The sequence below is a fragment of the Pseudomonas sp. Z1-29 genome, assembly GCF_051131995.1.
In the GTDB taxonomy this organism is placed as follows: Bacteria; Pseudomonadota; Gammaproteobacteria; order Pseudomonadales; family Pseudomonadaceae; genus Aquipseudomonas.
In genome coordinates this window covers 5282166-5297500 of sequence record NZ_CP071645.1, presented here as the reverse complement: position 1 = coordinate 5297500, position 15335 = coordinate 5282166, and the positions used below count along the sequence as shown (strand labels likewise).

General features: G+C 59.5%; 7 protein-coding genes and 2 rRNA genes (1 of these 9 only partly in view). 8 read left to right on the top strand and 1 reads right to left on the bottom strand.

Annotation, left to right across the window (positions count from 1 at the left end; genetic code table 11):
• From J3P84_RS24145 to J3P84_RS24110, 8 genes are all read left to right on the top strand, one after another.
• A 23S ribosomal RNA gene (locus tag J3P84_RS24145) occupies positions 1-2144 on the top strand; it begins 748 nt to the left of the window's first position.
• A 164-nt stretch (positions 2145-2308) separates the two neighbouring features.
• A 5S ribosomal RNA gene (gene rrf, locus J3P84_RS24140) occupies positions 2309-2424 on the top strand.
• Positions 2425-2579: 155 nt separating this feature from the next.
• Positions 2580-6032 (top strand): exodeoxyribonuclease V subunit gamma, encoded by a 3453-nt coding sequence (recC, locus tag J3P84_RS24135; protein ID WP_434626281.1) that lies wholly within the window; start codon positions 2580-2582, stop codon positions 6030-6032.
• Positions 6029-9718, top strand: coding sequence for an exodeoxyribonuclease V subunit beta (gene recB / locus J3P84_RS24130; protein ID WP_434626280.1), 3690 nt, complete (start codon positions 6029-6031; stop codon positions 9716-9718). Before recC ends, recB begins: the two co-directional genes overlap by 4 nt.
• Entirely contained in the window at positions 9715-11811 is a 2097-nt protein-coding gene (gene recD, locus J3P84_RS24125) for an exodeoxyribonuclease V subunit alpha (RefSeq protein ID WP_434626278.1), read from the top strand. Before recB ends, recD begins: the two co-directional genes overlap by 4 nt.
• Before the next feature lie 133 nt (positions 11812-11944).
• Positions 11945-12520 (top strand): YfiR family protein, encoded by a 576-nt coding sequence (locus J3P84_RS24120; protein ID WP_434626277.1) that lies wholly within the window; start codon positions 11945-11947, stop codon positions 12518-12520.
• A complete protein-coding gene (locus J3P84_RS24115; protein ID WP_434626276.1) occupies positions 12517-13785 on the top strand; it encodes a diguanylate cyclase domain-containing protein in 1269 nt (422 codons plus the stop codon). Before J3P84_RS24120 ends, J3P84_RS24115 begins: the two co-directional genes overlap by 4 nt.
• A 5-nt stretch (positions 13786-13790) precedes the next feature.
• Positions 13791-14294: an OmpA family protein gene (locus J3P84_RS24110; protein WP_434569901.1), complete on the top strand. Its 504-nt coding sequence runs from the start codon at positions 13791-13793 to the stop codon at positions 14292-14294.
• On the opposite strand, the gene J3P84_RS24105 is transcribed toward J3P84_RS24110, so the two are convergent.
• Positions 14291-15238: a LysR family transcriptional regulator gene (locus J3P84_RS24105; protein ID WP_434569900.1), complete on the bottom strand. Its 948-nt coding sequence runs from the start codon at positions 15236-15238 to the stop codon at positions 14291-14293. The two genes, J3P84_RS24110 and J3P84_RS24105, sit on opposite strands and share 4 nt — an antisense overlap.
• Positions 15239-15335: the final 97 nt, after the last annotated feature.

Genomic DNA, 15335 nt, shown 5'->3' with positions numbered 1-15335 from the left:
CGGATGACCTGTGGATCGGAGTGAAAGGCTAATCAAGCTCGGAGATAGCTGGTTCTCCTCGAAAGCTATTTAGGTAGCGCCTCATGTATCACTGTAGGGGGTAGAGCACTGTTTCGGCTAGGGGGTCATCCCGACTTACCAAACCGATGCAAACTCCGAATACCTACAAGTGCCGAGCATGGGAGACACACGGCGGGTGCTAACGTCCGTCGTGAAAAGGGAAACAACCCAGACCGTCAGCTAAGGTCCCAAAGTTATGGTTAAGTGGGAAACGATGTGGGAAGGCTTAGACAGCTAGGAGGTTGGCTTAGAAGCAGCCACCCTTTAAAGAAAGCGTAATAGCTCACTAGTCGAGTCGGCCTGCGCGGAAGATGTAACGGGGCTCAAACCATACACCGAAGCTACGGGTATCACGCAAGTGATGCGGTAGAGGAGCGTTCTGTAAGCCTGTGAAGGTGAGTTGAGAAGCTTGCTGGAGGTATCAGAAGTGCGAATGCTGACATGAGTAACGACAATGGGTGTGAAAAACACCCACGCCGAAAGACCAAGGTTTCCTGCGCAACGTTAATCGACGCAGGGTTAGTCGGTCCCTAAGGCGAGGCTGAAAAGCGTAGTCGATGGAAAACAGGTTAATATTCCTGTACTTCTGGTTATTGCGATGGAGGGACGGAGAAGGCTAGGCCAGCTTGGCGTTGGTTGTCCAAGTTTAAGGTGGTAGGCTGGAATCTTAGGTAAATCCGGGATTCTAAGGCCGAGAGCTGATGACGAGTTACCCTTTGGGTGACGAAGTGGTTGATGCCATGCTTCCAAGAAAAGCTTCTAAGCTTCAGGTAACCAGGAACCGTACCCCAAACCGACACAGGTGGTTGGGTAGAGAATACCAAGGCGCTTGAGAGAACTCGGGTGAAGGAACTAGGCAAAATGGCACCGTAACTTCGGGAGAAGGTGCGCCGGTGAGGGTGAAGCACTTGCTGCGTAAGCCCACGCCGGTCGAAGATACCAGGCCGCTGCGACTGTTTATTAAAAACACAGCACTCTGCAAACACGAAAGTGGACGTATAGGGTGTGACGCCTGCCCGGTGCCGGAAGGTTAATTGATGGGGTTAGCTAACGCGAAGCTCTTGATCGAAGCCCCGGTAAACGGCGGCCGTAACTATAACGGTCCTAAGGTAGCGAAATTCCTTGTCGGGTAAGTTCCGACCTGCACGAATGGCGTAACGATGGCGGCGCTGTCTCCACCCGAGACTCAGTGAAATTGAAATCGCTGTGAAGATGCAGTGTATCCGCGGCTAGACGGAAAGACCCCGTGAACCTTTACTATAGCTTTGCACTGGACTTTGAATTTGCTTGTGTAGGATAGGTGGGAGGCTTTGAAGCGTGGACGCCAGTCTGCGTGGAGCCATCCTTGAAATACCACCCTGGCAACTTTGAGGTTCTAACTCAGGTCCGTTATCCGGATCGAGGACAGTGTATGGTGGGTAGTTTGACTGGGGCGGTCTCCTCCTAAAGAGTAACGGAGGAGTACGAAGGTGCGCTCAGACCGGTCGGAAATCGGTCGTAGAGTATAAAGGCAAAAGCGCGCTTGACTGCGAGACAGACACGTCGAGCAGGTACGAAAGTAGGTCTTAGTGATCCGGTGGTTCTGTATGGAAGGGCCATCGCTCAACGGATAAAAGGTACTCCGGGGATAACAGGCTGATACCGCCCAAGAGTTCATATCGACGGCGGTGTTTGGCACCTCGATGTCGGCTCATCACATCCTGGGGCTGAAGCCGGTCCCAAGGGTATGGCTGTTCGCCATTTAAAGTGGTACGCGAGCTGGGTTTAGAACGTCGTGAGACAGTTCGGTCCCTATCTGCCGTGGACGTTTGAGATTTGAGAGGGGCTGCTCCTAGTACGAGAGGACCGGAGTGGACGAACCTCTGGTGTTCCGGTTGTCACGCCAGTGGCATTGCCGGGTAGCTATGTTCGGAAAAGATAACCGCTGAAAGCATCTAAGCGGGAAACTTGCCTCAAGATGAGATCTCACTGGGACCTTGAGTCCCCTGAAGGGCCGTCGAAGACTACGACGTTGATAGGCAGGGTGTGTAAGCGCTGTGAGGCGTTGAGCTAACCTGTACTAATTGCCCGTGAGGCTTGACCATATAACACCCAAGCAATTTGCTGATCCTGCTCTGGAAACGGAGAAAGGCGCCAGATTGCGGTGTGTGAAGACGAAATGAACCGAAAGTTCGAATCAAAACCCACAAACTATCGCATACCCATTCGCTGGAACGTGACCGTAAGGCACGCACTGGCTACCGAATTTCTTGACGACCATAGAGCATTGGAACCACCTGATCCCATCCCGAACTCAGAAGTGAAACGATGCATCGCCGATGGTAGTGTGGGGTTTCCCCATGTGAGAGTAGGTCATCGTCAAGATTAAATTCCGAAACCCCTATCTGCTGACGCAGGTAGGGGTTTTGTTTTGCCCGCAAGAAAATTCTTACGACAAGTGCAGAAAGCTCCCGGCTGTCACGGCCCCCCGACAATGCTAAGGTTCCGCCCTGGCTTTTGCATTTTTCAAGGACGCCTTTATGCCGGACGCTAAGTCCCTCAGCCCTGCTTTCATGGTGGTCCACGGGAACCGCCTTGATGAGCTGCGCAGCCTGGTGATAAGCCTCATGCGGCGCTATCCGCTGGCCCCTCTTGAAAATGAAATCGCGCTCGTACAAAGCAACGGCATTGCCCAATGGCTGAAGCTGGCACTGGCTGAGGATCCCCTTGACGACGACATGGGCGGCTGCGGCATCGCGGCTGCGATTGATGTGCAGTTGCCCGGCAGTTTCATGTGGCAGCTCTATCGAATGGTGCTCGGGCGTGACGAGATTCCAGCCAAGTCCTTGCTGGACAAGGCCCCGCTTACATGGCGCCTGATGCGCCTCCTGCCGCAATTGATTGAACAGCCCCATTTCGAGCCCCTGCGGCGTTTTCTGACCCATGACACGGACTTGCGCAAGCGGTACCAGTTGTCCGAGCGCCTTGCAGATTTGTTCGACCAATATCAGGTGTACCGCGCCGACTGGCTCGAAGACTGGGCCCAAGGGCGCCATCAGATCCGCAACGTCCGGGGTGAAATCAAGCCGCTCGCGCCGGCGAATTGCTGGCAAGCGGAATTGTGGCGGGCGTTATTGCTGGATGTGGGAGAGCAGGGCATGGCTCAAAGTCGTGCGGGTGTTCATCAGCGCTACATCGAGCGCATCAATAGTCTGGAAGCCGCTCCAAAAGGTCTGCCTGCGCGGGTAATAGTCTTCGGTATTTCCTCACTGCCCGCCCAAGCGCTCGAAGCCCTGGCCGGGCTGTCACGGTTCAGTCAGGTTCTGCTGTGCGTCCATAACCCATGCCGTCACCATTGGGCAGATATCGTGGCCGACAAGGATCTGCTTCGCCACCAATACAAGCGGCAGGCACGCAAGAGCGGCATGCCGGACGTCCTGGACCCGCAAACCTTGCATCAGCATGCTCATCCATTGCTGGCTGCCTGGGGGAAGCAGGGGCGCGACTATATCAACTTGCTCGACAGCTATGACGAGCCAAACACCTATCGCTCGGTATTTCGCGAAGGGCGGATCGACCTGTTCAGCGAAGGCAATCCCACTACGCTCCTCAGCCAGTTGCAGGATGACATTCTTGAGCTGCGGCCACTTAGCGAAACCCGGGAAAAGTGGCCCGCGGTCGATACCTCGCGAGACGGATCGATCCGTTTTCATATCGCCCACAGCGCCCAGCGTGAAGTCGAGATTCTTCACGATCAGTTGCTTGCCCATTTCAGCAATGACCCGGCTTTACGCCCTCGGGATATCATCGTCATGGTCCCCGACATCGACAGTTATGCGCCGCATATTCGCGCGGTATTCGGTCAACTCGACCGGGTCGATCCGCGTTTCATCCCATTCACACTGACGGACCAAGGTCAGCGTGGACGCGATCCGCTGCTGATTGCCGTCGAGCATTTGCTGAAACTTCCCGATAGCCGTTTCCCCGTCAGCGAAATCCTTGATTTGCTGGACGTCCCGGCATTGCGTGAGCGATTTGGCATTGATGAGGCCGATTTACCGACACTGCACCGTTGGATCGAGGGCGCAGGCATCCGTTGGGGGATAAGCGCCGAGCACCGAGCCGGGTTGGGCTTGCCCGCGGAGTTGGAGCAGAACAGTTGGCGTTTCGGCCTGCGTCGCATGTTGTTGGGGTATGCCGTTGGTGATTCGCAAGCCTATGAAGGCATAGAACCCTATGACGAAATCGGCGGTCTGGATGCCGCATTGATCGGTCCGTTGGTTGCATTGCTCGATGCCCTGGAGGTTGCTTACCAGGCGCTCAGTCAACCCGCCTCACCTCAGGACTGGGGGACGCGCCTGCATGATCTGATGCAGTTGTTCTTTCTGGCGAGCAACGAGCATGACGATTATCTGCTGGCCCAGCTCGAGGACTTGCGTGAAAACTGGTTGGAAACCTGCGAGTCGGTCGGCCTGCACGACGAGCTGCCGTTGACGGTTGTCAGAGAGGCCTGGCTGGCGGGGCTGGATCAAGGGCGACTGTCCCAGCGGTTCCTCGCCGGTGCGGTCAATTTTTGTACCCTGATGCCGATGCGGGCGATCCCCTTCAAGCTGGTCTGCCTGTTGGGCATGAACGATGGTGATTACCCGCGGGCCCAACCGCCATTGGATTTCGATCTCATGGGCAGTGATTATCGGCCGGGAGATCGCTCTCGACGAGAGGACGATCGCTACCTGCTGTTGGAGGCGCTGCTTTCTGCGCGGGAAAAACTCTACATCAGTTGGGTCGGGCGCAGCATCCGCGACAACACCGAGCGGCCTGCCTCAGTCCTGGTCGGACAGTTGCGCGATCATCTCGCAACTGGCTGGCAGTTGGTGGACGTCCATGGCGACCTTCTTGAAAGGCTGACCCAGGAGCACCCCTTGCAACCGTTCAGCGCTCGTTATTTCTACCAGGGCGATGAGCTGTTCAGCTATGCCAGCGAATGGCGAGGACTTCATGAGATTCATGAGCACGCTGGCAAGCCTGGGGCCCTGGAGCCCTACGTTCAGGAGGAACCCCTGGGGCTTGGTCAGTTGCAGGATTTCCTGCGTAATCCTGTCCGGCACTTTTTCAGCCAGCGACTCAAGGTGTTCTTCGAGCCTCTCGAAGCCCCATTGGCGGACGACGAACCTTTCATCCTGGATGCCTTGCAGCGCTATAGCCTGAGCGACAGCCTGCTTGAGGCTGCCCTTGTTCGCCTTGACCAAGCGGACCTTGCATTGGAGGCCCATGCCAGGAGGCTTCAGAACAGCGGCCTGTTACCCATGGCTGGCTTTGGCCAATGTATGCAGCGTGAATTGATCGAGCCGCTGCCTGATCTACTGCAACGCTACCAGCAACTTCTGGCGCTATGGCCGACTCCGCTGACCAGTGCCGTGCCCGTCAGCCTGCAATTACACGGTGTGAACATTGAAGGTTGGCTCAGCGGTCTGCACCAGCGCTCCGATGGTGCGGTCCTCGCCATCACTGCCATTCCCAACAGTATCGGTTCTACCAGGACCCGGAAATGGCACCGCTTGATACGACCCTGGGTGAACCATCTCGTGGCTTGCGCCAACGGTCTGTCGATGACGACGGCATTGGTCGCCAGCGATGACAGCTTGCTGCTGAATCCTTTTGACGAGTCGGTAGCCCGCAAGCTGCTCGGCGACTTGTTGCAAGCCTGGCAGGCTGGCATGCGCCAACCGCTGCCAATCGCAGTGAAGACCGCCTTCGCCTGGCTCGGCCAGAGTGATCCGGACAAAGCCGAAGCGGCCGCTCGAAAAGCCTACGAAGGCGATGGGCTGACGTCTGAAGGCGAGCGGCGCGAAAGCCCCGCCCTGGCTCGGCAATATGCCGACTTCGATGCGCTTATCGCTGACGAAACATTCCCCGACTGGTGTGACGCGCTCTATCGACCGCTTCTGGAAGCACCGTGGCGTTCGTTGGCGGGTGAGGAAGCGCATTCATGAGTCGACAAACACCCTTGGCGCTGGCTTTCCCACTACGCGGCAGTCAATTGATCGAAGCCAGCGCAGGAACTGGCAAGACCTTTACCATCTCGGCGTTGTACTTGCGCCTGGTGCTGGGACATGGCGGCTCGACGGCCGGCTTTGGCCGTGAGCTGCTTCCACCGCAGATACTGGTGGTGACTTTCACCGACGCTGCCACCAAGGAATTGCGCGAACGCATCCGCACCCGCCTCGCGGAAGCGGCGCGTTTTTTTCGTGACGAGATTCCCGCTCCCGACGCGTTGATAAACGCACTGCGTGATGAGTTTGATAAAGGGCAATGGCCTGGCTGTGCGAATCGGCTGGATATCGCCGCGCAATGGATGGATGAAGCCGCCGTTTCGACGATCCACAGCTGGTGCCAGCGGATGCTTCGTGAGCATGCCTTTGACAGTGGCAGCCTGTTCACCCAGACCCTGGAAACCGACCACAGCGAATTGCTCGGCGAGGTGCTGCGCGATTATTGGCGATTGTTCTGCTACTCGATGGAGGGTGAGGCACTGGATTGGGTGCGAGCGCACTGGGGCGGTCCTGCTGCTTTGTTGCCACGGGTGAGGGGGTTGTTTGCCAACTCGCGGGGTGGTGACGATGGGCTTGAACCGGCGGAGCTCATCGCCGCGTCCCTGCGCGAGCGCAGCGCAGCGTTGCTCGATCTCAAGGCGCCCTGGCGGCAGTGGGCGGTGGAGTTGCTGGAGATCTGCCAGCAAGGCGTAGCCAATAAAACCGTCGACGGGCGCAAGATGCAGGCTCGTTACTTCGAGCCATGGTTTCAGAAGCTATCTGCATGGGTTGAAGACGAGAGCCTGGAGTTGCTCGACATCGGCACCGGCTTCACGCGCTTGACGCCCGAAGGCATGGCCGAGGCCTGGAAGGGCGACGTGCCCAACCACCCAGGGCTGGACGCCATGGCGGGCCTGAAGGCCGGCCTGGATGCCTTGCCCACGCCCGACGCTGCGGTGCTGCAGCATGCTGCGCAGTGGGTCGGGGCGCGCTTCGAGGCGGAGAAGCGGCGCCGGGCGGAAATGGGATTCGACGACATGCTGCTGCGCCTGGACGCAGCTCTGCAGGCTGAAGGTGGGGAGCGCCTGGCGAGCCTGATTCGCGAGCAGTTTCCGGTTGCGCTGATTGACGAGTTCCAAGACACCGACCCGGTCCAGTACCGCATCTTCGAGAGCATCTATCGCATTGGCGACAACGATCCTGAAACGGGGCTGTTCCTGATCGGGGATCCGAAACAGGCCATTTATGCGTTTCGCGGCGCCGACATCTACACCTATCTGCGCGCCCGCGAAGCCACTGCCGGCAGGTTGCATACGCTGGGGACCAATTTCCGTTCCAGCCATGCCATGGTCGGCGCTGTGAACCATATTTTTCAATACGCCGAATCGCGGCTGAATGGGCGCGGGGCTTTTCTGTTCCGCGAGCCATCGGGTGAGAATCCGGTGCCATTCCTGCCGGTCGACTCCCAGGGCCGCAAGGAATCCTTGCAGCTTGCGGGGCGGACGGTCGCGGCCTTGAATATCTGGCATCTGGCCTCGGACCAGCCGCTCTCCGGAGCGGTGTACCGACAGCAAATGGCCGTGGCCTGCGCCAGTGAAATCACGGCGCTGCTCAATGGCGGCCAGTCAGGGCACAATGGCTTCGTTGGTGATGGGGAAATGTTTCGGGGGCTTCGACCGGCGGATATCGCCATCCTGGTGCGTGATGGCAAGGAAGCGCAGGCCGTGCGAAACGAGTTGTCGGCACGGGGTGTGCGCAGCGTTTATCTATCCGATAAGGACTCGGTCTTCGCCTCGCAGGAGGCAAGGGATTTGCTGGCCTGGCTCAAGGCTTGCGCCGAGCCGGACGTCGAGCGGCCGCTGCGAGCTGCGCTGGCCAGCGTCACCCTGAATCTGCCGCTTGCAGAACTGGAGCGCCTCAACCAGGACGAGTTGGCCTGGGAACGTCGAGTCATGCAGTTCCGTAGCTATCGGGTGGTCTGGCGCACCCAGGGCGTGCTGCCCATGCTGAGGCGCCTGCTGCATGACTTCAAGCTGCCCCAGGCCTTGATGATGCGTGGCGATGGCGAGCGGGTGCTGACCAACCTGTTGCATCTATGCGAGCTGTTACAGCAGGCCGCCGTCGAGCTGGATGGCGAGCAGGCCTTGATTCGCTATCTGTCCGAACACCTTGCATTGACCGGGCAGGCGGGAGAGGAACAGATCCTGCGCCTGGAAAGCGACGAGCAACTGGTCAAGGTGGTCACGATCCATAAATCCAAGGGGCTTGAGTATCCGTTGGTTTTCCTGCCGTTCATATGCTCGACGAAACCGGTGGACGGCACCCGATTGCCGTTGCATTACCACGATGAAGCCGGTCATGCGCAGATCAGTCTTACGCCCAGCCCCGAGTTGATCGCCAAGGCCGACGACGAGCGCCTGGCCGAGGATCTTCGGCTTCTATACGTGGCGCTTACCCGTGCGCAGCATGCCTGCTGGTTAAGCGTGGCCGATCTCAAGCGAGGCAGTAACAGCCGCTCGATCCTGCATCTGTCTGCGCTGGGGTATCTGTTGGGCGGTGGTGCGCCGTTGACCGAGTCGGTGGCGTTGAGACGTTGGCTGGAAGATCTGCAGCAGGGGAGCGACGCGGTGAGCTGCCAGGATATGCCGGAGGCCAACGATCAGCACTATCGACCCCCACGTAATGATGCGGTGTTGCTTGAACCCTTGCTTCCGGTACGTAAAGCCAGCGAGAACTGGTGGATCGCTTCGTACAGCGCGCTGCGCTTTGGAGAAAGTCTCAGCGCCGGCACCGATTCCGCGCCGGAAAACCCGCAGGCGCAGAAAATGTTCGACGACGAACGGCTTGATCCTGACGCTCCCAGGGAAGTCATCGCCGTCGGCGGTGATATCCATCGTTTCCCCCGCGGTCCTAACCCCGGTACGTTTCTCCATGGTCTCTTGGAATGGGCTGCCGGAGAGGGATTTACCGCCTCGCCAATGGCCCTCGAAGATGCCATCGCGCGACGTTGCAACCGCCGCGGCTGGAAAGGCTGGATCAGCACCCTTGGAGACTGGTTGCAGCACCTGGTCACGACGCCCTTGCAGATCGGTGGCGGACAGCCTCCGGTGGTACTGGCTCGGTTGAGCCAGTTCCAGGTCGAGATGGAGTTCTGGTTCTCCAGTCACAAGGTTGATGTGCTCAAGCTTGATGAGCTGGTTTGCCAGTCAACCCACGGTGGCGTGGCTCGTGTCGCCGCAGAACCGGCACTGCTCAACGGAATGTTCAAGGGCTTCATCGACCTGACCTTCGAGCATGACGGCCGGTATTACGTGGCTGACTACAAATCCAACTGGCTGGGCGCCGATGACATGGCCTATACCGCTCAAGCCATGGAGCAATCGATTCTGGATAATCGTTATGACCTGCAATACACGCTGTACCTGTTGGCCCTGCATCGCCAGCTCAAGGCGCGCCTGCCAGACTATGACTACGACCAGCATGTCGGTGGCGCGTTGTATCTTTTCCTGCGCGGCACACGTGCAGCCAGCCAGGGCGTGTTTTTCACCAAGCCCCCTCGGGCACTGATCGAACAGCTTGACCGCCTGTTCCAGGGAGCACCCGCGCCGAAGGCCGAGCCGGCATGGGTGCAAGGAGAATTGTTATGAGTCGCTCCTTTGCCGACCTGCTGCCCCAATCGCTCGACGACGAAGGGCTGGTCGACCTGGCGCCGCTGAGTCGTGCAGAGGACCTGCTGCTGTTGCTCACGCGCTGGGTCGAACGTGGCTGGTTGCGGGCCCTGGACAAGGCATTCGTGGTGTTCCTCCATGAATTATCGCCTGGCGATGATCCGCTGGTATTGCTGGCGGCTGCGCTGACCAGCCACCAACTGGGCCATGGGCATGTTTGCCTGGACCTGTTCGAGACACTCAAGGAACCTGATTTCGCCCTGTCACTGCCCCCCGAGGGCGACCTGCAGACGGGCGTGATGCTGTTGCCTTCGCAGATCCTGAGAACGCTGGACGGTGCCCATTGGTGCAAGGTCCTGGCGTCCAGCCGCCTCGTGGCCCTGGCGGTCGATGACAGTGAAGAGGCGCAGCAGCGGCCACTGGTATTGTCCGGCAAACGGCTTTACCTGCGTCGTTACTGGGGCTATGAACGACGGATCGACGCGGCGTTGCGTCAACGCCTGGCCGAACAGGAAAGCGCCCCTGATGACCTGCGCGAGCGGCTGTACGGACTGTTCGGGCCGGCCAGCACGACCGGCCCGATCGACTGGCAGAAGCTGGCTTGCGCGCTGGCGACGCGGAGCGCTTTCAGCATCGTTACCGGCGGCCCGGGCACGGGTAAGACCACCACGGTCGTGCGCTTGCTTGCCTTGCTGCAGGCACCTGCCGTCGAGGCGGGGAAACCGCTGCGGATTCGCCTGGCCGCACCCACCGGCAAGGCCGCTGCGCGGCTGACCGAGTCGATCAGCCAGCAAGTCCGGACGCTGGATGTGATCGACGCCCTACGCGAGCGAATTCCCTGCGACGTCACCACGGTGCATCGCCTGCTCGGCAGTCGTCCCGGCACCCGACATTTCCGCCACCATCGTGGCAATCGATTGCCGTTGGATGTGCTGGTGGTCGATGAGGCGTCCATGATCGATCTGGAAATGATGGCCAATCTGCTGGACGCGCTGCCGTCCCATGCGCGGTTGATTTTGTTGGGGGACAAGGACCAGTTGGCTTCCGTGGAGGCCGGCGCGGTACTGGGGGATCTGTGCCGGGATGCCGAGGACGGCTGGTATAGCCCACAAACGCGCGCCTGGCTCGAGTCCGTCAGCGGCGAGAACCTGGCGGCGAGCGATCTGAAACAGGACCTCGACGACACTCATCCCCTCGCGCAGCAAGTGGTGATGCTCAGGCATTCCCGACGCTTTGGCGAAGGCAGCGGTATCGGCCAACTGGCCCGACGGGTCAATCGACAGCAGCCTGAAGAAGCTCGTCAGTTGCTGGAGGAGGGCCAATATGCCGACCTGTTCTCCCTGGCGCTGAAGAGCCAGCACGACGGGACGCTGGAGCGCTGGTTGCTCGATGGTCGACCCGGCGGTCCGCAGGGCTATCGGCATTATCTGAGCCTGCTGCGACAGCGACGTCCGGACATTTCTCGCCCGCTGGAGGACAATTGCTGGACTGATTGGGCGCGTGAGGTCTTGTCGGCCTTTGACGAGTTCCAATTGCTCTGTGCCGTACGCAAGGGGCCGTGGGGCGTCGAGGGCCTGAACCCGAGAATCACCGCCGCGCTGCTCAAGGCTCGCCTGATCGATAGCGATCACCAGTGGTACGAGGGGCGTCCGGTACTGATGACTCGCAACGACTACGGGCTGGGATTGATGAACGGCGATATCGGGATCGCTCTCAAGTTGCCCGAGCGTGATGGTCCTGACGCTGGCAAGCAGGTCCTGCGTGTTGCCTTTCCTCGTAACGATGGCCGGGGTGGTGTGCGTTTCGTCCTGCCCAGCCGCCTGAATGACGTGGAAACCGTTTACGCCATGACGGTGCACAAGTCCCAGGGGTCGGAATTCACCCACACGGCCCTGATTCTTCCGGATGCCTTGAACCCCGTTTTGACCAAGGAACTGGTGTATACCGCCATTACCCGAGGCAAGCAGTGGTTCAGCCTGATAGAGCCGCGCACGGGAATATTCGAAGAAGCGGTTCGGCGCAAGGTCAAGCGTTTGAGCGGGTTGATGCTCGAATTGGATGGAAACGACTGAAGCTCGGGTTTGCCTGTTCGTTCAAAGGTTGTGATTAGTCTGTTTTCTGACGGAAATTTGCGTAGGACTCTGTCTCGCTGGCTTTTTGACACTGTGCTATCGTTTCGCACTTATCCACACCAAGAGATTCTCCATGGAAGCGGCGGTTCGGGGGGCGGCGCGCGGAAACGGCCGGAGGCATTATGCGCTCGCCGGTCTGCTGTGCTTGCTGTCGCCTGCAATTGCCGCCCAGGAGCCGACCTCTACCACTCGGGCCGAACAGCGGGCCGAAGCGGTCACCCAGGTCGTGTTGGGGATCCTCAGCTACGCTCGCTGGCCTGTTGAACCGACGCAATTGCAGCTGTGCATCGTCGGTCCGACGCAATACACCGACGACCTGGTCAAAGGCACCGCCCAGGCCACCGGCAGGCCTGTGACGGTACAGCGCTTGCTGGCCGATCATCCCGGCATTGCGAACGATTGCAATGCCGTCTACATCGGCCGGCTGACCAACGACGAACGTTCCCGATTGTTTGCGTCCCTGATCGGCAAACCGGTGTTGAGCATCAGCGAAGGCGGCGACCAATGCACCGTGGGCAGCCTGTTCTGCCTGCGGGTCGGAGATGAACAGGTGTCGTTCGAGGTCAACCTCGACTCGGTGGCACGCAGCGGTGTACGCATCCATCCGAGCGTCCTCCAGCTGTCACGCCGTAGGCCCGCCGCGCCATGAATTCGTCCAGATCACGAATTCGTCCCACGTTGGGCTCGGTCATCGGTCGCGGTCACCTGATCGTTGCGCTGGTGGCGATCACCATGGCCAGCGTCTCCCTGACCTTGTTGGGCGTGCTTGCCTTACGGGTCTATGCCGATCACAACTTGCATCTGATTGCCCGTTCGATCAGCTACACCGTGGAGGCGGCCGTGGTCTTCGATGACGCTGCGGCGGCCACCGAAGCGCTGGCTCTGATTGCTTCCACTGAGGAAGTCGCCGATGCCCAGGTCTTCAATGAAAGTGGCCGCCTGTTGGCGCATTGGCGGCGACCGGAAACCGGTCTTCTGTCGGAGCTGGAATTGCACATCGCCAAGGCATTCCTGGAAAAGCCCATCAGCCTGCCAATCATCCACCAGGAACAGAACATCGGCAGGATCCTGCTGGCAGGACACGGCGGTAGCCTGTTGCGCTTTCTGCTCAGCGGCCTGGCCGGGATCATTCTGTGCACGGCGGTCAGTGCCTGGGTTGCCCTGTATCTGGCGCGCCGTCAGCTGCGGGCGATTACCGGACCTTTGCGTAGCCTGGCTGAAGTAGCCCACGCCGCCCGTTGCGAGCGCGCCCTGGATCGCAGAGTGCCACCGGCCGATATCGCTGAACTGGATAACCTGGGCAACGACTTCAACGCACTGCTTGCCGAGCTGGAATCCTGGCAGACCCATCTGCAAAGTGAAAACGAGACCCTGGCTCACCAGGCCAGCCACGATAGTCTGACCGGGCTGCCGAACCGGGCCTTTTTCGAAGGTCGGCTGATCCGTGCCTTGCGCAATGCCAACAAGCTCGACGAGCAAGTGGCCGTCCTCTACCTGGACAGCGATCGCTTCAAGGGCATCAACGACAACTTTGGTCATGCCGCCGGTGACGCGGTGTTGACCGCCGTGGCGACCCGGGTCCGGGCGCAGTTGCGTGAGGATGACTTGGTCGCGCGTCTGGGCGGTGACGAGTTTGCCGTGCTGCTGGCGCCGTTGCACAAGACCGAGGATGCCGAACGGATCGCTGAAAAAATCATCGCCAGCATGGAGATGCCGATTCAATTGCCCGGCAATGCCTCGGTCCTGACGTCCCTCAGCATCGGCATCGCCGTTTACCCCGATCATGGCGCCACGCCCGGCGCCTTGCTCAGCGCCGCTGATGCGGCGATGTACCAGGCCAAACGCCTCGCCCGAGGCGGCCAACACACGGCGGGGTCGGAGCACCCGGTCGCGGATCTTCAAACCAGGAGCTGATTTGCATGTTTTCCAATTCGCGTTTTTCTCTGCTGCGTTATGCAGCATTTTTGTTCATCGCCATTTTTGCCCTCAGCGGATGCCAGACGACGCCGCAAAAAGGCCTGAGCCCAGCGCAGATCGCTGTTCTCAAGGAGCAGGGGTTCAAACTGACAGACGACGGCTGGGCCTTCGGACTTTCGGGCAAAGTGCTGTTTGGCAGTGACGTGGAAAGCCTCAACCCGGCCAGTACCGAGATCGTCGAGCGGATCGGCAAGGCACTGCTGGGTGCGGGAATCGAGCGGGTACGTATCGACGGTCACACCGATGCATCGGGCTCCCAGGCCTATAACGAACAACTGTCGATACGTCGGGCCGAAAGCGTTGGCAAAGTCTTGAGAGGCGTGGGCATGCGCGAAGAGAACGTCCAGTTGCGCGGCCTTGGCAGCAGCCAACCCGTCGCCCCCAACGACACCGCCAGCGGGCGCACCGAAAATCGTCGCGTGGCCATCGTGGTCATCGCCGACTAATCGGCAAACACCATCTCCCGGCTGTCGCCCATGAGTAGTGGCTGGTTCTGTTCGGTGACTTCCCGGATGTAATCCCACAACAACGTGATCCGCTTGAGCTTGCGCAGATCCTCCCGGCAGTACATCCAGAATTGCCGGGTGACAGTGATCTCCTCCGGCAGCACCGGCAGCAGGCGTGGGTCTTGGGCGGCCAAAAAGCATGGCAGGATCGCCAGTGACCGGCCTTGTTGCGCCGCGACGAATTGCGCGATCACGCTGGTGCTGCGCAAATGAGCGTGGGCGCCGGGCAATACGTTGGCCAGGTAGAGCAGCTCGGAACTGAACGCCAGGTCATCCACATAGCTGATGAACGAATGCTTGTTCAGGTCTGCCGGGCGGTGGATGGGTGGGTGGTTGTCCAGGTATTGCCGGGTTGCATAAAGCTGCAATCGGTAGTCGCAGAGTTTGCAGCACACATACGGCCCATGTTCGGGGCGCTCGAGGGCGATGACGATATCGGCTTCGCGCTTGGAGAGGCTGATGAAGTGCGGCAGCGGCAGGATGTCCACCGAGATCGCCGGGTAGGCGTCGACGAAATGGCTCAACTGCGGGGTGATGAAAAAGCTGCCGAAGCCTTCCGTACAGCCCATGCGTACATGACCGGACAGCGCGACGCCTGAGCCTGAAACTTGTTCGCAAGCCATGTGCAGCGTGCTTTCGATCGACTCGGCATAGCCCAGTAAACGTTGGCCTTCAGCCGTCAGGACAAAACCGTTGGTCCGGGATTTTTCGAACAGCAGCGTACCCAAGGAAGCTTCCAGCGAGCTGATGCGTCGCGACACCGTGGTGTAGTCGACGGCCAGACGCTTGGCGGCCGTGCTGGCCTTGCGGGTGCGGGCCACTTCGAGGAAAAACTTGAGGTCGTCCCAATTCAGCGACCCTAAGGAGGTGATGTTTTTTTGCATGATGGACCGGTTTTTATGTGCGTTCTTATTAGAAGTTTGCACATCTATACTCCAAAAACCGTCGCATCACCAAGGTGACTCTTCACCTTGGTCGTTG

What these genes read in the sequence shown, in the direction of transcription:
- recC (WP_434626281.1), top strand. Translation starts at nt 2,580, where the DNA reads ATGCCGGACGCTAAGTCCCTCAGCCCTGCTTTCATGGTGGTCCACGGG.
- recB (WP_434626280.1), top strand. Translation starts at nt 6,029, where the DNA reads ATGAGTCGACAAACACCCTTGGCGCTGGCTTTCCCACTACGCGGCAGT.
- recD (WP_434626278.1), top strand. Translation starts at nt 9,715, where the DNA reads ATGAGTCGCTCCTTTGCCGACCTGCTGCCCCAATCGCTCGACGACGAA.
- J3P84_RS24120 (WP_434626277.1), top strand. Translation starts at nt 11,945, where the DNA reads ATGGAAGCGGCGGTTCGGGGGGCGGCGCGCGGAAACGGCCGGAGGCAT.
- J3P84_RS24115 (WP_434626276.1), top strand. Translation starts at nt 12,517, where the DNA reads ATGAATTCGTCCAGATCACGAATTCGTCCCACGTTGGGCTCGGTCATC.
- J3P84_RS24110 (WP_434569901.1), top strand. Translation starts at nt 13,791, where the DNA reads ATGTTTTCCAATTCGCGTTTTTCTCTGCTGCGTTATGCAGCATTTTTG.
- J3P84_RS24105 (WP_434569900.1), bottom strand. Translation starts at nt 15,238, where the DNA reads ATGCAAAAAAACATCACCTCCTTAGGGTCGCTGAATTGGGACGACCTC.